Here is a 17,295-nt window from a genome sequence, read left to right as displayed (position 1 = left end):
CGGTCAAATCTCGTCGTTGAGCAGTGCACACGGAAGTACACTGCTCAACAGCGCCATGGAGGGCGGTGGTTTCACGCAACAGCGATGTTTTTGCGATGCAAAAACTCGCGTCCGGAAGTGTACACGGATGTACACTTCCGGACAGGCTATTTCAAAAGGCTTACGGAAAGTTTCTTTTATACGAAGGGTAAACGCATCAGATAGATAAATCAAAATCGCAGAATAAAGGGACTATGAGGCCATTTGAACCGCGAAGAGGTTCAACTCCGGCCGAATAGTTTCTTTATTCGTGCGGAGGATTTAATACCCCGACGCTCTGCGTCGTAACAAAGGGTATTAAAGCCGACTGCAACCACTTTATGAGAACAACATACCCCGACGCAAGCGTCGGGGTTGTTGATTCTGCGAGAATAGTTAGAAAATCATCTGATGCATTTGCTCGATTATCTCGACAAAAAAACAAATATACGGTATGCTTTTACATACAAGCTTTATTATTAGGAGAGCATCGTTATGAAAACTTTACATTGCGACATTTGCAAAAAAGAATTGGTTAATCCTATAGCCGGAAGAACCTATTGGCATATCCGCGAATATGATATTTGCGAAGCCTGCAAGGACACCATCGAAGCAAAAATTCGGCCGATTGTCCGCCAACATGTACCTTATTCCCAAGATTGGTATGAAGATCAGTTTATATCATTGATCGAAAAAGGAGTCGCTGCACGCCATCCGTAAAAGAAGCGGTGGTGTAACATTATATTACCGAAAAAATGAATAGGGGATTGTTCGAGTTATAGGATATTTTGGATGGTTCCCTGTTCTAGAGGAAAGCCTCTAGTATTCCGTCGCCCCTAGGTTTGTGTTAAAAATGAGCGTTGTCTATCGTATCATTTTATGATATTCTAACTGAATATGGCTGTTTTACTATTATTTTGTATTCCGCTCATTTTTTTCTCTTATGCCTTTCAATTAGAAGAAAAAAATAAGCATATCTTTATGTTTTTTGTCGGTATTGCAGCGACAACGCTGTTCTTACTGATTGTGTCTTTTTTTTCTGCAAAAACGGATCGCTATATCGGTTCGTTAGGAAGTTATTTTTTTTACTCCTTTTTTGTGGATACCTTTATTCCCTTTTGCATTGTACTATTGATTGCGCTGATCTTTTCCGGTTTTAACGTTTTGCCGATTCCGGCAGCGCTGTTTGGTCTATTTACCGTAAAAATATATCAGCAATTATTTCTTGCAAGTACGCATCTCCGCATTATGCCCATCGTACTTTGCATCATTCTGTATACAAGCGCTCTTTTTATTCTGGATGCACTCTTACATTTTTGCGCCGAAATTACTTTCTACTATGCCGTTGCTTGTACACTCTGCTTCCTTCTATTTATGGGGATCCTTATGTTGGGCACTTTTGCGCTGGGGCTTTATTATTTTAAAGGGGACCCAATAATCTACGGTTCGATTTTAGCAGGGCTTGCTTTAATCGGTACGGTACTCCACTTTATACTATACCGAAAGGGAAACGCCGGTTAACAAGCGGACAAAAAATGCAAAAAAAGCGTCTACCCCTTGTATATTTTACCTACTCTGCCGATACTGTAGGCAGAGTTCTTCATCCGCTGCGGAATTGATGCTCCATTATTTCAGGTTTGAGGATTACCGAGTTGTTTGACAAAGTTTTCTTTTCAGACTATAATGGGTATGATTTCTTAGAATATCGGCGGAAATAAAAGGAGTTGTGAATGAAACAAGGCGTTGTTATTACGGTCTTTGTTCTGATGTTTGCAGTCGTTTGTACTCCATTGGCAGCGCAGGATAGCGGTGTTAATTATCAAACGTATATGGTGGAGACTTTTGACTCCCCCGAATCATCAGAGATAGCATGGAATGGTATTGGAAGTAAATTTATCACTGAAGGTTATCCTATCTTAAAGTATTTTGACGGAATGCCGAATGCTCTGCGGGTTATGCAATCCGATTCCGATAAAGAATACAAATTTTTAGGAATGCAGTTTAAATTTAACCGCCAGGGCGATAACTGGGTCGATGTTTATCCGACGAAAGGTTCCGGCGATGATGCCGCTCCTTATGAAATTCCCTTAAAAGGGATTGTTCAGAGATTCGATCTTTGGGTCTGGGGTGCAGGCTATGCGTATGACCTCGAAATTCTGGTACGCGATTGCAACGGACGGATACATACATTACCGGTCGGAACATTAAATTACCATGGATGGAGAAATTTAGCGGTTACCGTTCCCACGAATATTCAACAGCGGTCACGCTATTTATCACAGCTTAAATATATGAGCTTTGTCGCATTTAGAATCCGCACTCAGCCTACAGAGAACGTTGATGACTTTTATGTTTTCTTTGATGAATTCAAGGCATTAACCAATACTCGTATACCTTCTTATGACGGATATGAGTTAGAAAAGGCTCAGTTTGGAGATGCCGATTCAAATAAGGAGGGCGGAAAATAATGACAAAAAAATATGTTACCATCTTAGCATTATTATCAGCGCTATCGTTGTTTGCATTTGCCCAAGAGAACACACGCGATGCATCATCCTTGGATCAAGCAGATCCTTCTCGTATCGGTGTTGAATCTGCAGAACAGCGTTTAAAAGAAGTATCGGTCGATAAGTTTGAAAATGAAGGTTCTTGGACGTGTTCCATGTCCTCGGATGAGGGTGTTATTCAAGGACGTTTATTTGATGGCGCTCCCAAGCAAAAGAAGCCGATTCCGGAAGAAGAGAACCTTAATTTACCCGATAGCAAAGTTTATGGTACAAAGGTGTCTTTCTATCGCCGCGGTTATAATAGCTTTGAAGTCCGTGCTGTCAAACCGATTCCGGTCGAAGGCATTACGAAAACCGTCAGCGTTTGGGTTGTCGGAAGAAGCTATCCGCACGTTTTAAAGCTCATCCTTGAAGACTATATGGGACAGCGCTTTGAACTCTATGTAGGGAAGCTGAACCATGCAGGATGGAAGCTAATGACCGTTGCAGTTCCTCCCCAGAATGCAGCAGGAACGGGAATTGTACAAAAAGATTATCACTACGGCACCAGCATGGGCTTAAAGATTGTAGGTTTCCGCATTGAATGCAATCCGTGGGAAGCTTATGGAAATTACTACATCTACTTCGATGATCTCCGTGCCGTTACCGACCTTTATGAAGTCGATATGCGCGATGATGACGATATGAAAGACAGCTGGTAAACCGTTGTTCTAACTCGTATCAATCGATTGAAAACCGGTATCTATTCGATACCGGTTTTTTTATACACATGATAGCGCCCTGCCTTTGTATAAAAGACTATTTTTTGACATTTTTTTAAAAACGATAGGATATATGATGCATAGACTCCGGCGCCTAATTTTCTTACATCGGTACTGATAAATGCATCGGGCAGCTTTGCCATAAACGGCGCGATCAAGCTATTGATACCGTGAAATTCCTCTTCTCGATGTATCTTTAACAGCTTTTTATCAATAATACGCGGCCTTTTATATCTGCTTCGCCCCTTCTTATCATCTATTTTGATAACTTCACAATCGATATACAAGATTTGTATCGTAAGATTTGGATTATCAAGACAGTGAACAATCCCTAACAGCTCTCTGAAAATCTGATAGAAATTGCCGTGCTTAGGACTTTTACGGCAGCTGCGCTTAGAGCCGTCTGCATTGAGCATCAGTATATATGCATTTTTGATGATGGGATAGACAATCTGAATAGGATACAGCGGCAAAAGCTTTTCCAATTTAGCCCGCAGTGCGGAAAGTTTAGAGGTTTGTATTTCTATTATCCGCCCTGCATCGTAAATATCACAGATAAATCCCTGCAACGAGGTTTCCTGCACGGCACCGGTACTGCTATACAAGTCTTTTAGGGTACGGTGCAGGTGTGTTTCATTATAAGTGTTAATCATTCGTTAGAGGTATGCACGTAATTCAACCGCATCCAACTGTTCCAATATGTAATAAATTGTAACAATACCCCTTTCTTCACGGGTGCGTTTTCCGCATACCTGATACACAATCATTTTATTTGTCGGGAGCGGCGGTATTAATCGCCTACCGTTGATGTCGTACAGAGATCCGACCATAAGCTCATCGGAAACTTCCTGTGTATCGCCATCGGGAAATATCATATAATATTCATAGAGCGTCATATCGACACTATAGCAGTTTTTTTTTAACTCGCACAAGAGAGAGATGAGGGTGTCCAAAAATCTTCTCCTAAAATCAACTGCTTGTGTCATTGCAAAAGACATTACCTTTTGTTATGCTGTCGGCATGAAAATAGTTGTAATATTGCTACAAGCATTGGGGAGCCTCGGCTTCATTCTATACGGCATGAAACTGATGAGCGAAGGTATTCAGAAAAGTGCCGGAGGAAGCCTTCACCGAATCCTCAATATGATGACCGGTAATCGGGTTCTTGCCGTCATTACCGGTTTTGCAGTTACTGCTATTGTTCAATCATCAGGCGCAACCACCGTTATGACCGTCTCTTTCGTCAATGCGGGGCTTCTCTCATTGACACAGGCAATCGGCGTTATATTCGGCGCCAATATCGGTACTACGGTTACCGCATGGATTGTCGCGTTGGTCGGCTTCCAGCTCAAGCTTGCCGAAATTGCCATTCCGGCATTCGGTATCGGCTTTTTTCTTACCTTCTTCAAAAAGTTCCGTCAGGAAAGCTTAGGCGAAGGCATCATGGGCTTTGGGCTTCTCTTCACGGGACTCGGCATTCTTTCTTCCCTGATGCCGGATATTTCCGCCGATAACCTTTCGTTTTTATCGTTAGCTGCCGATGGCAGTATATACAGCATTATAATCGGTTTTGTTGCAGGTTTTGTTTTAACGGTTGTGTTACACTCCTCGTCGGCAACCACCGCTATTATTTTGACCATGGCTTATGGCAACGTTATCGGTATGGAATTCGCTGCGGCAAGCGTACTCGGCAGTAACGTCGGTTCGACAATCGACGCAGTTGTCGCAGCAATCGGCAGCAAGCTCAACGCGCGTAGAACAGCTATGGTGCACGTACTGTTTAACGTATGCGGCGCACTTTTATTTTTAATCTTTTTTAAACCATCACTCGCACTGTTGTATCGTTTAACGCCTGAAGGCAGCAGACTTGCAGATATCACCATCCGGCTTGCACTCTTCCACTCGCTGTTCAACATCCTGAATACTTTGATTGCGCTCCCCTTTGTTTCATATATTGCGCGCTTCGTAGAATGGCTTGTCAAAGACAAAGGAGACGAATCACCGGAACGGTATCAACTGGTTATGCCGAACGAAACGGCAATTAAAGAGAACATTGAAGCTTACATTCTGCAAGCCGAACGCGAAATCAGTGTAATGTCTACGGTTGTACGAAAGATGTTTGACACAATCCGCCCCCTGCTGGAAGACGATCACAAAGGCTCCGTTGAAGCCGTCATTGAACAGCTCGTACAGCAAGAAGACTATGCAGATCAAATGCAGGAAGAGTTATCCCGCTTCTTGATTGCAACCTCCCGTCTGTCGCTCAGTGTTAAAGCGGAGCACAATGTACGGCTGATGTTGACTATCGTCGATAATCTCGAAAACATGACCGATCATATCTATGAATTAGGACTACACATCGAAAAGAGCAAAAAGAAAAAGCTCAATATTCCGAAAGAAGATATGGATAAGCTTTTGCCCTATCTCGGCGTCGTTAATCAATTTATTCATTTTGTACACGATCACTTGAATAAACCGTTGGCACAGGATCAATTGGCGCTTGCCGATGAAATGGAACAAACTATCGATGCAATGCGCAGCAACCTCAAAAAACTTGCGCGGAACCGTCTGGAAGAAGGCGGCAATGTTAAGGCGGAACTTTTGTATATCGATATGGTGCGGACAATTGAAAAGGTCGGAGACTGCGCGTTCAGTATTTCCGAAACGCTCAGCAAAACGATGTAACAATTGGGAACATCAAAAAAGGGCAGCCGCTTGCACTATTTCAAACGGCTGCCCTTTTCTGCACGGCGGGTATTCAGTACTCGGTGCTCTCGGTATTACACCACGCCCCTACACTCCCGCCTTCTCCAGCGCGATGTGCCAGCAAAGCCCATCGCCCATGTCAAGCTCGGCGGCAGGCTTTCCTGCAGGCAGCTCGCCCCCAAAGACCGCCTCGACAGCCAAGGTCTCATTCATCAGGTAGTCCTTGTTTGCCTCGAACGCTTTTTGCAAGAGGTGCTTCCCGTCCGTATCAGTGCCGGAAACGGAAAGCGTAATCCGGTCGGTTACTTCAAGCCCGGACTCCTTCCGCAAGTTCTGCACCGCGCGGACAAGGTCACGGATATAGCCTTCCAGCAGCAGCTCCTCGGTTACCTGCGTGTTAAGCGCAACCGTCAGCGTCCCTTCGTTCAGCACCTTGAGGTTCGCCTTTTCAATGCGGTTCAGAATCACCTTGTCGGAAGTCAGCTCAACGGCTTGCCCCTCAACATCAATGCTCAAGGTTGCGCCGTCAAAGAGGCTTTCAATCTCCGCGGAAGAGAGTTTTTCAATTTGAGCCGCTGCGGTTTTCATCTTTGCGCCGAGCTCTTTTCCCAGCACCTTAAAATTCGCCTTGGCGGAATACTCAACCAGCTCATCTTCTTTGTCGTGGAAAATCACCTCTTTCACGTTCAGCTCTTCCATAATGCTGCTTTCCATTTCACGTAAGACCGACTTCTCCTGCTGGTTCTTCGTAACAATTTCCACCGCTTTGAGCGGCTGGCGGATTTTCAAATTGAACTGATACCGGAGCGCCCGTCCCATCGACACGGCTTTTTGTACCGTCTCCATCTTAAACTCAAGCTCGGTATCCCGCGCCGCTTCCGCATAGACGGGGTAATCCGCCAAGTGTACGGAAAGAGGATCATCCGCTGTTCTCAAGTTTTGCCAAATCGATTCGGTAATAAACGGTACAACCGGAGCCGCGACCAGTGCAAACTTCTTGAGCGCACGGTACAAGGTCTCGTAGGCTTGCGCCTTATCGCCGTCGTTTTCGCTCTTCCAGAAGCGGCGGCGAGAGCGGCGGATATACCAGTTGTTCAGCTGATCGATATATGCAACAATCGGGTCAATCGCCTTCGTAAGGTCGTAATCGTCCAACGCCGCCGTTACATCAAACACAAGCTTTTCAGTTACGGAGAGAATCCAGCGGTCAAGCGGATTGTTCAGCTCTTTCACAAAGGCAGCGATGTGCGCATCCGTGCCGTCGAGTTTCGCATGGGCAGGCGGTGTAATACCATCGATGTTCGCATACGTCACGTAGAAGCTGTAGCTGTTCCACAGCGGAATCAAAATACCTTTCAGAATATCGCGTACACCGTCATCGGAGTATTTCAAATCCTCCGCCTTAACCACGTTTGAGTGCATCAGGAACAAGCGCAGCGCATCCGCCCCGAACTGCCGGACAACCTCATTGGGATCGGTATAGTTCCGCAGCGACTTAGACATCTTTTTCCCGTCGGTTGCCAACACCAGCCCATTGACAATACAGTTTTCAAACGCGGGGCGGTCAAACAGCGCAGCCGCCAAGACAGTCAGCGTATAGAACCAGCCGCGGGTTTGATCCAGTCCTTCGGAAATAAAATGAGCGGGGAAGTGCTCTTCAAAGTATTTTTTATTTTCAAAGGGATAGTGCACTTGCGCATACGGCATCGAACCGGACTCAAACCAGCAGTCCAGCACTTCCGGAACACGGTACATCGTTTTGCCGCACTGCTTACACGGTATGGTAATCTTGTCAACAAAGTGCTTGTGCAAGTCTTCCGGATAAACACCGCTCAATGCTTTCAGCTCATCGCGGCTTCCCACACAGAGGGAGTGTCCGCAGTCGGGATTGGAACACTTCCAGATCGGCAGCGGATTTCCCCAGTACCGGTTCCGGCTGATTGCCCAGTCGCGGGCGCCTTCAAGCCACTTTCCAAAGCGTCCCTCTTTGATATGAGCAGGCTGCCAGTTGATTTTGCTATTCGCCCGCAGCATCGCGTCCTTTACCTTTTCCACCGAAACAAACCAGCTGCTGACGGCACGGTAAATGAGCGGGCTGGAACAGCGCCAGCAGTGCGGATAGGCGTGCAGAATTTGATCCCGTTTCACCAGTTTCCGCTCAGCCTTCAACCGCTCCATAATATCTTTATCAGTATCTTTTACAAAGCGTCCCTGATAGTCCGGAACCTCCGCCGTAAACTTACATTCAGCATCTACCGGGCAGATCATCGGTATTCCGCTGCCTTTAAATAACGTGCTATCCTCTTCACCAAATCCCGGCGCCGTATGAACAATACCGGTACCGTCTTCCGTAGAAACAAAGTCGCCGATTAAAGTTTGGAACGCACCCCGTCCTGCATCATCGGAACTGCCGTCCTCTTTTACGGTCAAATTCGCAAAATACGGGAAAAGCGGCTCATAGCAGATACCTTGCAGCTCTGCGCCCTTTTTCTTCCATATAACGGTGCATTTTTCCGGTTCGCGGTAGTACGCCGCTAAGCGGGATTCGGCAAGAATATAGTGCTCACCCTCATCAGCTATCAACACATAGTCTATATCGGCGCCGAGCGCAAGCCCAAGGTTGCTCGGCAGCGTCCACGGGGTGGTTGTCCACGCCAAAAGATAGGTATTCGGCGGAAGCGGCTCCGCAGCAAAGGTTTTCGCCGCAGGGGTACCCGCAACCGTATACCGCGCCTTAAAGCGGATGGTAATCGCAGGATCGTGTACATCCTTATACCCGCCAAGATTCAGCTCATGATTGGAAAGTACCGTGGAACAGCGCGGGCAATACGGCAAAATATAATGCCCCTCATACAACAGCCCCTTCTCCCACAGCTGCTTCATCACCCACCAAATCGACTCCATATACGCCGGTTCCATCGTCTTATAATCGTTATCAAAATCAACCCAGCGTCCCAGCCGATTAATCGTATGCCGCCACTCCTTCACATAGCGCAGCACACTCGCCCTGCACGCCTCATTAAACTTGGCAATACCGTACTTTTCAATGTCGGTCTTCGAGTTCAGCCCCAGCTCTTTTTCGATCAAGTTTTCTACCGGCAGCCCATGACAGTCCCATCCAAACCGCCGCTCAACCTTCTTCCCCTTCATCGTCTGATAACGCGGAATAATATCCTTAATCGTGCTCGGCACAAAATGCCCAAAATGCGGCAGCCCCGTTGCAAAGGGCGGGCCGTCAAAAAACACGTACTCATCAGCCCCCTCACGCTGTGCAACAGACTTCTTAAAAACATCGTGGTCTTCCCAAAAGCGCAAAACCGCTTCTTCCTGTTTCGGAAAATCCACCTTAGGATCAACCGGTGTATACATACCTCATACTCCTTGTCTATAAAAGGCGTTATCCGGAACCTCTAAAAACCTCAAGCCTTAGCAATGTCCCTCTTTCACTAAAACGCACATCTATTTATTCTTACTAGTTTCAATTTTTTGTGTTGTTATGTCAATATTTGGGCGGCTTTTTGCTTACGCAAAAACCGGTCTCCGGCTCCAATCTTTTTTCCGTTCCTGCATCATCGGAGGCAGGTTTTTCCGCTTCACTGCAAAGCCTTCCTGCTGTTCTTTTTCTGCAAAACGTCCACGGATGGACGTGGTTCTGCTCAGCAACGAGTTTGACATTTCGTCAAACTCGTTATCAGGTGCTGTACACGGATGTATAGCACCTGATAGGGGATATCCGCCTCCGCCCTTCCGCTGAACAGTCCCTTGACGGCATTTCCTCCGTTAGTATATAGTACAAGTAAGGAAAGTAAGGAGATGTTTTATGGAACTGGCAAAAGTAACATCGAAAGGGCAGATCACTATTCCTCTTGTAATACGAGATATGCTTGGGTTAAAAAGCGGTGATAAAGTTTTTTTTGAAGAAAGCAAAGGAAAAGTGTATATTGCAAATGCTTCTCAAATAACTTTGTCAAATATTCAAACTCAAATGCGAGGAGAGGCAGAAAAAGAAGGCTTTCAAACGGAAGATGATGTTGTTGCATACATCAAAGAATTAAGGAAAACACGTTGAGAGTTTTCGTAGATACCAATATCATTATTTCTGCGATACTTTTTCCCAATGCTAAAGTTGCTAAGGTTTTTTCTCATTTAATTGAAAAGCACACGGTAATAATTGCTTCATACATAAAGGACGAATGTAAAGAAGTTTTTGAAAAGAAATTTCCATTAAAAAAAGAACAGTTGAATATTTTTTTTAATGGAATCAGGTTTGAAGAATTTAAGACTCCCGAAAAAATCGATGAAAAGAAATATCCGGAAATTCGAGATATAAAAGATTTACCGGTTCTTGTATCTGCAATTTTATCCGATTCGGATATTTTAATCACAGGTGATAAGGATTTTGAAGATATAAAAATTGATAAACCACTCATCTTTACACCGGCAGCGTATTTTGAATTGATTTAAGATAGCGCAAGGGTCGTGTATACATACCTCATACTCCTTGTCTATAAAAGGCGTTATCGGGAACCCCTAAAACTTTAATCTTTAGAAATGCCCCTCTTTCACTAAAACGCAAATATGAGAACCTCTAAAAACTATACCTGAGTGTTTAGAGATGCCCGTCTATTTATCTGTGTAGTTTCAATTTTTTACGTCATTATGTCAATATTTGGGCGGCTTTTTGCACAGTTTTAACTATTGTAGCCGCCGAAGTTATACCTTGGAGTCATTATCGTTGTCCAACGATAAATATACTTGACGATATATCCTCATCAGTATATATTTTCCCTATGGGAAAAACAATTATAAGCAACGATAATCGTTTTGAGTGGGACGAAGACAAAAATCGTGCTAATATTGAAAAACATGGAATCGCTTTCGAAGAAATATTGGAAGTATTTGATGATCCTGCATTTTTAATCGGATATGATTTTGAGCATTCTGAAACAGAAGATAGATACTACGGAATTGGTAATTTGAATGGAATATTGATAGTATTGGTCTTTTTTACTGAAAAGAAAGACAGAATACGGTTAATATCCGCACGGCAAGCAGAGAAAGACTTGAGGGAGGAATATTATGATTATTTCAACAAAATTAACGGCTGAAAGATTGGAAGAAATAAAAAATCACCCTATATCGTATGATGAGGATAGCCCCAAACTGACAAAGGCACAAATAGCCAGACTCAGACCGGCGCATGAAGCATATTGGAATGTAACGCCCGTTAAAAAAACAATTTCTATAAAGATCGATGCGGATATTCTTGCGGCACTTCAATCCGGAGGTAAAGGCTATCAAACAAAAATAAATAGTATTTTAAGGAAAGCTATTACTACCGGTGATTATTAATCGATCCTGATAGTTTTATATAATAATCGCCGGTTACTCAAGCTTATATTGCAACAATAAAATCCGCAGCGCTTCTCGGTTGGCGACGCCGAAATATTTACAGGCTGCAGCCATATCTTTTTTGACCACTGAGGTGCTGACATGATAGCGATTTCCCAGCGCTTCGTAGGTTTCCCCTTGTTTAATCGAACCGAGGATGAATGCAATTTGCCGTTCCGAAAGTTCATAATCCGATAATTTTAAGGTTGAACCTTTCGGTGGCAGGGTAATGGCAGTCGTTATCGTTTCGTCCGGCAGCAAAAGATACGAAAGCTTTCCTTCGAGTTTTTGATACAGTACAACGCAGACGGTAAGCCCGAAGAGGGTTCCTAAGATTTCAAATATAACGAATGCAAATCCGAGGACGGGATAGATTGTGATAGTAACCAGCAACCAGTAACCACCAAGCAATATCACCTTTTTTTTCCGATTAATGGCAAATTCTCCATTAACAAAACAGATGATAATACCGATACAGAACATCGAAGTTCCGATTCCCATAAAGCCGACAAGGACGGCATTTCCTGCTTCGACAAAAAAGACGATATAGGTTAAGAGCTTTTTTTCGGGATGAACGATAAGGATAATGGAAAGACACACGCAGAAAGCATTCAGCGCAGCTTTGATCAAATTCATATACGGTATAACAGATACGTATGGAATAGCAACTTTAATATTCATTATCATTGCAAGGGTCATCATACCGGCATTTAAAATATATAACAGACGATCAGGGCTTAGTTTTTTACTCATAATCGGCAGTACCATATCAAAAATAATGCAACAATTCTAGACTTGCGATTGTCTTCCCTCTTTTTTCTAGCAGAGGGGCAATTGTATCAGGCAGAGTAGATAAAAATCGCAGAATAATTAAGACCGCGAGACCATTTGAACCGCGAAGAGGTTCAACTCTGGTTGAACGGTCTTCATTATTCTGCGGGCTTACCAAACAACACTTTTGATGCGATTACCTGAGCTGCTTTCCCTGTAACCATGGTTCTTTTTAAGCAACCGCGGTTATTTTTGCGCTAAAAACGTATCTTATATGGAAGATTTCTGTTAATATATTTAGATTTCTTTTCAATATATAAGATATAGGTAGTTGTTCTATGCGGAAATTTTATGCCATTTTAACCGGAATATTGTTTACTCTTTTGTTTGCATCCTGTAATCAGTTTACCGCAAATATAGACGACTATCTCAGCTATTGGGCATCGGAAGCGTATATTACCGATTCAAGCATAAAGGCGGTATTACAAAACGACCTCAACAGCATACCGAGTGTCCCCTCGGCTGAAGATGTTTCCGTCACGTTTAAGCTGAAAAATCCTAAATCTTTTTCGCTCGATTTACCTCCGGCGGCAGCCCCGGCAAAAAAGGTGGTTGTGTTTGAGCATTTAACACAGGCTCCGGTAGCGGGTACGGATTATACGCTCACACAATCCGAAGACCGACAAAGTCTGACCCTTACGTATAAGGCTTCTTTTTTAAAAGCGCATGAATGGGGTGCGCAAGACCTTTCTTCCACCCTCTCCTTGTATGCCGCAGACGGCCGCCTCTTTAAACAAACCTACACTCTAAAGCTAAAAGCGAATACACCCCCTCAGAATCCGAGTTTCACCGTTGCAAAGACAACCGGTTCGCCTGCTTATTATGTGCTGTGCATCAAGGTGCCGGATATGGATAAGAGGGTGCCGGGCGGGCTTTTGCATAAAGATCTTGCCCGTATTGAGGTCAACGGAACACCCTATACGTTTTCGGCTAATGAAGCGCAAACCGCATTTACCAAACCGGAAGCTGATGTCTTTATTACGCATTCCGATGCAGAAAAGCTGAATGAGCCGGACGCCGATGATGTTCCCGCCGACAGCAGCTGGGTACTGTACTATAAAACCGATGTTGAAGTGAAAGACGGCGCTGCAAAAAAAGACTATACGATTAAACTTATAGACGAAAGAGGCTTAGCTTCCGACATACTGAACGCAAGTACAAAACCGAATAAGGCGGAAGCAGAGAATATTACCATCACGAAAGGAACGAAAATTTCCGGAAGCGGCAGCGAAGCCGATCCTATTATCATCGGTACCGGCAGCGCCGGAGCTGAACTGACCGCGTCTTCGCCGACGGCAAACACGACGGTGCACTGTACGCTGACCGATACCGGCAGTTCAACGCCGATAAAGTATGACGGCAATCCCGTTACCGTACCGCTTCCGTTAAACGGCGCCGGTGAAAAGAAGTATAAGCTGGAGTATTACACGGACGGCACTGACTTTGCGGCAACGCCGGTGCGGACTGTCTATTATAAGGTTGTGCAAGGACACACGGTAAGCTTTGATGCAAACGGAGGAGTCTATCCGGACGGTACTACCGCAGTTTCTAAGATTGCGCTGCACGGCGCTACAGTTTCAGCACCCGACCCGCGGCCGAAAAAACAAGGGTTCGGAGTAACCGGCTGGTATAAAGATAAAGCCTGTTCTGCAGGGCAAGCGTGGAACTTTGCAACGGACATGGTAACCGGTGATATGACGCTCTATGCGCAGTGGACGGCAGGTGCAGATACGCCCTATAAGGTAAAACACTACCAACAGAATGTTAATGATAATAATTATCCTGCCGAGCCTACCGATACGGATGATAATGCAACGGGTACAACCGGCGCGAATGCTGCCGTAACGCTAAAAAGCTATCCCGGCTTTGAGTTCGATAAACTTGAACCGGCCTCCCCGACCATCGCTGCTGACGGTTCAACAGTAGTAAAAGTATACTACAAGCGCAAGACCGTTCATTTGACGTTTAATCCAAACGGTGGAAAAATCGACGGCAGCACAGATAATAAGACGGTATCAGGTAAATACGGCGCAACGCTTACGGCTCCTACTGCGCAAAAAACCGGCTATACTTTTAACAGCTGGAAGCCGGAAGGTAGCGCACCGGCGCTGACTTTGACGTTCCCTGCAGCGGATGCAACGTACACGGCGCAGTGGACGGCAAATACCTACAAAGTGCACTTTGACAAGAATGACAACGCTGCCACCGGAACTATGGCCGACCAGCTGTTTACGTATGATGATACGACTAAGGCGCTTACTAAAAACAAATTTATTAAAAGCGGTCATACCTTTGACGGCTGGGCAACAAGTGCAGACGGTTCTACATTCTATGCTGATGAAGCACAGGTAACCAATCTTGCGACGGCTCAAGACGCGATAGTAACGCTCTATGCAAAGTGGAAGAAGGCTCGCTACAACGTAACCTACCGCGTAGAAATCGTAGACGACAAAGCGGGAGGAAAGATTAAAGCCGATTCAGGTAGCTTTGTAGAAAACGGCAGCACATCAGTTGAAGACGGCGGAAGTGTAGGCTTTACCGCGGATCCCACCAATACAGACTGGGAAGTTGCGGAATGGAAAAAGGGCAATATCGTAGTAAACGGAACAAACTCAACCTATACACTTTCCAACGTAACCGCAGATACAACCGTAACGGTGAAGTTTTACCAGTCGCACATAAAAAATCCGGCAACGTGGAAAGACCTTGCGCGTGCGGTTAAAAGCGCACCCGATAACGCTACCCTTACCATAGACGGCGAAATAAAGGCGACGAGCGATACCGGCAACAACGGCGAAATCGTTATCAACAAAAACCTGACGATTAAAAGGGCGACCGGCGCATCATCCGCCGTGATCGACGCAAACAACAGCACCGGCGGCAAACCGAAGCACCGCATCTTCAAAGTGGAAAGCAACAAAACGCTCACGCTGGAAAACCTGACGCTTAAAAATGGTATGGCTGAGGGATCCGATGGACCCGGCGACGGAGGTGCAATTTACGTACATGGTGCAAGTGTCAAAATAACAGGCTGCACCCTTACGGACAACACGGCGAACAAGAATGGCGGCGCAGTGTATGCAACAAAACGCGACGATAATGCTGCGCACGTAACAATCAGCGGCGGTTCCATCAACGGCAACACGGTAACCGACGACTATGGCTTCGGCGGCGGCATCTATATCAACGATGGCTGTGAATTGACGCTTAAAGGCAACGTAACGGTTAAGGGCAACAAGGCCGCGAGGGGTGGCGGTGTGCGTGCAAACAAGTCAACCGTTACCATGAACAGCTGCACCTTTGAGGGCAATGAATCGACACACGGCGACGCGTCAAACGGCTGCGGCGGGGTGTATGTCCACGGGGCAACCGTCAGCATGCAAAGCTGTACCCTTAAGAGCAACAAGGGAAACGTGAGGGCTGGCGGCCTGCTGGTCGAGGGGGGCGCAAAGGTTACCATGGATGGCTGCACCCTTACGGGCAACACGGCAACCACAGGCGGCGGCATCTATATCACCGGAGGCAGCAGCATCGTAACGCTTAACAACGGCGTACAGATTAAGGACAACACGGCAACCACAGGCGGCGGCGTTTATGTACAGGACGGAACCTTTAAGATGAGCGGATCCGCAATCGTTACGCCCTCTACCGGATCAGAGGCGAATGATAAGGGGAAAAACGACGTGTATTTGAAGACCGGAAAGACGATAACCGTTGACGGCATTTTGTCACACGCGCACGCCGCGCGCATTACACCGGAAAGCTACAGGGCGACGACGGTGCTTACGGGCAATATAACAGGCGGCTCACCGGAAAACCGCAAGAAGTTCATCGTTCCGCCGGAGAAAGTTACGGAGGACTCGGAGAACTGGAATGTATTTTGGTATATTGCTGACAACGGTAACTTGAAAGCAGAAGTCGAGGATCCTGACATGTTGAAAACGGTAATTGATGGTAGCCCCAACAATACTATTATAAAGCTGGGGAATATCAGCGACCTTAAAACGGTTGAAATATGGGGTTATAGAAAGATTATGCTCAAGGCTGATAGAGAAGTAACCTTAACATGTCCTAGCAAGGGGAACGATTATAAACACTTACAGGTACAAGAAAATGCGTCGTTAATATTAAAAGGGCCGATAACGCTGCAAGGAGCTGATTACGGCAGTAATAGTCAATACGCGCTTTTTGTAGAAAGAGGAGGCAAGGCGGAAATCAAAGGCGGCGTAACAATTACCGGCTTTAAAAATGGCAACATAGGTCCTGTGGTTTCAGACGGAAACCTTACCATGTCAGGAGGAGAAATTAGCGGCAACAAAGCTAAAAACGGAGGCGGCGTATATATACATGCCGCCCACAGAATCTTTACGATGACCGGCGGAACAATTAAAGGAAACATAGCAACCGAACACGGCGGCGGCGTATATGTGAACGCGGACGGTTATTACAACATGTACGGGAAGTTTACGATGACAGGCGGAAAAATAGAAGGAAACACAGCCGACAAAGGCGGCGGCGTATTTACACATGGAATTTTTACGATGGGTAAGGAAGACGGCGGAACTGGCGGAACAATTACCAAGAATACAGCAACCAACGACGGCAAGGCGGTAATGCTTGATCATCACTTTTACTGGGAAGCCGGCGAGATAAAGGACAACTTAGGCTCCGGCTCGGTAATTGGAGGTAATACTTATTACTATTTGCACAACACTTCCGGTAATACGGAAAGCTAAGGGGGGGGATTTGACAACGGCGCAAAGTCCGCATTGCGGACTTTGCGCATACTTCCTAAGTACAATTTTCAACACGAGTTTTGGCAGGCTTACGCCTGCCAAAACATCGATTACTTAACGCTTTTCCGTCATCCGAGGCGGTTCTCTACGGCAAGGGAGGGGGATAATTTTTAATTAAGATTTCAAGGGAACTATGGGGAACCTCTAAAAACCTCAGTTTTTAGAGGTTTTCCTTAGATTTAATTTGCGACGTTTAAACTTAAGTCATTATTGTATAAAGGCTTAAGTTTAAACTCGTCGGTCATCTCTAAAAGCTAACCGAGTTTTTAGAGATGACCTATGGTA

15 protein-coding genes are annotated in these 17,295 nt (G+C 45.5%); 10 read left to right on the top strand and 5 right to left on the bottom strand.

Annotated features, from left to right (window positions below; genetic code table 11):
- Nucleotides 1–513 precede the first annotated feature (513 nt).
- From GWP40_RS06145 to GWP40_RS06130, 4 genes are all read left to right on the top strand, one after another.
- Nucleotides 514–738, top strand: a complete 225-nt coding sequence (locus tag GWP40_RS06145; RefSeq protein ID WP_212566482.1) for a hypothetical protein — start codon at nt 514–516, stop codon at nt 736–738.
- A 177-nt stretch (nt 739–915) separates the two neighbouring features.
- On the top strand, nt 916–1,539 hold the full coding sequence (locus tag GWP40_RS06140) for a hypothetical protein (protein WP_212566481.1): 624 nt from the start codon (nt 916–918) through the stop codon (nt 1,537–1,539).
- A 209-nt stretch (nt 1,540–1,748) separates the two neighbouring features.
- Entirely contained in the window at nt 1,749–2,486 is a 738-nt protein-coding gene (locus GWP40_RS06135) for a flagellar filament outer layer protein FlaA (protein ID WP_212566480.1), read from the top strand.
- On the top strand, nt 2,486–3,226 hold the full coding sequence (locus GWP40_RS06130; protein ID WP_212566479.1) for a flagellar filament outer layer protein FlaA: 741 nt from the start codon (nt 2,486–2,488) through the stop codon (nt 3,224–3,226). Before GWP40_RS06135 ends, GWP40_RS06130 begins: the two co-directional genes overlap by 1 nt.
- 41 nt (nt 3,227–3,267) lie before the next feature.
- Here the strand turns inward: GWP40_RS06130 and GWP40_RS06125 are convergent, their stop codons facing one another.
- Both GWP40_RS06125 and GWP40_RS06120 read right to left on the bottom strand, forming a co-directional pair.
- The gene (locus GWP40_RS06125; RefSeq protein WP_212566478.1) at nt 3,268–3,939 is read right to left on the bottom strand and encodes a DUF8091 domain-containing protein; all 672 of its coding nucleotides are present in this window, start codon (nt 3,937–3,939) and stop codon (nt 3,268–3,270) included.
- 3 nt (nt 3,940–3,942) lie between these two features.
- Nucleotides 3,943–4,182, bottom strand: coding sequence for a hypothetical protein (locus GWP40_RS06120; protein ID WP_212566555.1), 240 nt, complete (start codon nt 4,180–4,182; stop codon nt 3,943–3,945).
- A gap of 124 nt (nt 4,183–4,306) precedes the next feature.
- Here GWP40_RS06120 and GWP40_RS06115 point away from each other — a divergent pair, with 124 nt between their 5' ends.
- A complete protein-coding gene (locus GWP40_RS06115; RefSeq protein ID WP_212566477.1) occupies nt 4,307–5,971 on the top strand; it encodes a Na/Pi cotransporter family protein in 1,665 nt (554 codons plus the stop codon).
- Between the two features lie 108 nt (nt 5,972–6,079).
- On the opposite strand, the gene ileS is transcribed toward GWP40_RS06115, so the two are convergent.
- Nucleotides 6,080–9,361 carry an isoleucine--tRNA ligase gene (ileS, locus tag GWP40_RS06110; protein ID WP_212566476.1) on the bottom strand — a complete coding sequence of 1,094 codons (3,282 nt, stop codon included), beginning with the start codon at nt 9,359–9,361 and terminating at the stop codon, nt 6,080–6,082.
- A gap of 153 nt (nt 9,362–9,514) precedes the next feature.
- Entirely contained in the window at nt 9,515–9,667 is a 153-nt protein-coding gene (locus GWP40_RS06105; protein WP_212566475.1) for a hypothetical protein, read from the bottom strand.
- A 145-nt stretch (nt 9,668–9,812) separates the two neighbouring features.
- Between GWP40_RS06105 and GWP40_RS06100 the strand changes: the two genes are divergently transcribed.
- From GWP40_RS06100 to GWP40_RS06085, 4 genes are all read left to right on the top strand, one after another.
- A complete protein-coding gene (locus GWP40_RS06100; protein ID WP_044013163.1) occupies nt 9,813–10,061 on the top strand; it encodes an AbrB/MazE/SpoVT family DNA-binding domain-containing protein in 249 nt (82 codons plus the stop codon).
- Nucleotides 10,058–10,456, top strand: a complete 399-nt coding sequence (locus GWP40_RS06095) for a putative toxin-antitoxin system toxin component, PIN family (RefSeq protein ID WP_044013167.1) — start codon at nt 10,058–10,060, stop codon at nt 10,454–10,456. The genes GWP40_RS06100 and GWP40_RS06095 overlap by 4 nt, the downstream gene beginning before the upstream one ends.
- A gap of 326 nt (nt 10,457–10,782) precedes the next feature.
- Nucleotides 10,783–11,100: a BrnT family toxin gene (locus GWP40_RS06090; protein WP_212566474.1), complete on the top strand. Its 318-nt coding sequence runs from the start codon at nt 10,783–10,785 to the stop codon at nt 11,098–11,100.
- A complete protein-coding gene (locus GWP40_RS06085; RefSeq protein ID WP_212566473.1) occupies nt 11,072–11,344 on the top strand; it encodes a BrnA antitoxin family protein in 273 nt (90 codons plus the stop codon). Before GWP40_RS06090 ends, GWP40_RS06085 begins: the two co-directional genes overlap by 29 nt.
- A gap of 33 nt (nt 11,345–11,377) precedes the next feature.
- Here GWP40_RS06085 and GWP40_RS06080 read toward each other — a convergent pair whose 3' ends face one another.
- Nucleotides 11,378–12,136 (bottom strand): hypothetical protein, encoded by a 759-nt coding sequence (locus tag GWP40_RS06080; RefSeq protein ID WP_230974645.1) that lies wholly within the window; start codon nt 12,134–12,136, stop codon nt 11,378–11,380.
- 356 nt (nt 12,137–12,492) lie between these two features.
- Between GWP40_RS06080 and GWP40_RS06075 the strand changes: the two genes are divergently transcribed.
- A complete protein-coding gene (locus tag GWP40_RS06075; protein WP_212566471.1) occupies nt 12,493–16,950 on the top strand; it encodes an InlB B-repeat-containing protein in 4,458 nt (1,485 codons plus the stop codon).
- Nucleotides 16,951–17,295 lie beyond the last annotated feature (345 nt).

Origin of the sequence: Treponema vincentii, from assembly GCF_018336815.1 — a bacterium.
Taxonomy (GTDB): domain Bacteria; phylum Spirochaetota; class Spirochaetia; order Treponematales; family Treponemataceae; genus Treponema.
Note: the sequence above shows the minus strand (reverse complement) of the source record. Positions and strands in the feature narration are given on the sequence as shown.

Coding starts and splice junctions, on each gene's coding strand:
- GWP40_RS06120 (WP_212566555.1), bottom strand. CDS start 4,182: ATGACGCTCTATGAATATTATATGATATTTCCCGATGGCGATACACAG.
- ileS (WP_212566476.1), bottom strand. CDS start 9,361: ATGTATACACCGGTTGATCCTAAGGTGGATTTTCCGAAACAGGAAGAA.
- GWP40_RS06140 (WP_212566481.1), top strand. CDS start 916: ATGGCTGTTTTACTATTATTTTGTATTCCGCTCATTTTTTTCTCTTAT.
- GWP40_RS06130 (WP_212566479.1), top strand. CDS start 2,486: ATGACAAAAAAATATGTTACCATCTTAGCATTATTATCAGCGCTATCG.
- GWP40_RS06135 (WP_212566480.1), top strand. CDS start 1,749: ATGAAACAAGGCGTTGTTATTACGGTCTTTGTTCTGATGTTTGCAGTC.
- GWP40_RS06090 (WP_212566474.1), top strand. CDS start 10,783: ATGGGAAAAACAATTATAAGCAACGATAATCGTTTTGAGTGGGACGAA.
- GWP40_RS06085 (WP_212566473.1), top strand. CDS start 11,072: ATGATTATTTCAACAAAATTAACGGCTGAAAGATTGGAAGAAATAAAA.
- GWP40_RS06145 (WP_212566482.1), top strand. CDS start 514: ATGAAAACTTTACATTGCGACATTTGCAAAAAAGAATTGGTTAATCCT.
- GWP40_RS06080 (WP_230974645.1), bottom strand. CDS start 12,136: ATGAGTAAAAAACTAAGCCCTGATCGTCTGTTATATATTTTAAATGCC.
- GWP40_RS06125 (WP_212566478.1), bottom strand. CDS start 3,939: ATGATTAACACTTATAATGAAACACACCTGCACCGTACCCTAAAAGAC.
- GWP40_RS06115 (WP_212566477.1), top strand. CDS start 4,307: ATGAAAATAGTTGTAATATTGCTACAAGCATTGGGGAGCCTCGGCTTC.
- GWP40_RS06105 (WP_212566475.1), bottom strand. CDS start 9,667: ATGTCAAACTCGTTGCTGAGCAGAACCACGTCCATCCGTGGACGTTTT.
- GWP40_RS06075 (WP_212566471.1), top strand. CDS start 12,493: ATGCGGAAATTTTATGCCATTTTAACCGGAATATTGTTTACTCTTTTG.
- GWP40_RS06100 (WP_044013163.1), top strand. CDS start 9,813: ATGGAACTGGCAAAAGTAACATCGAAAGGGCAGATCACTATTCCTCTT.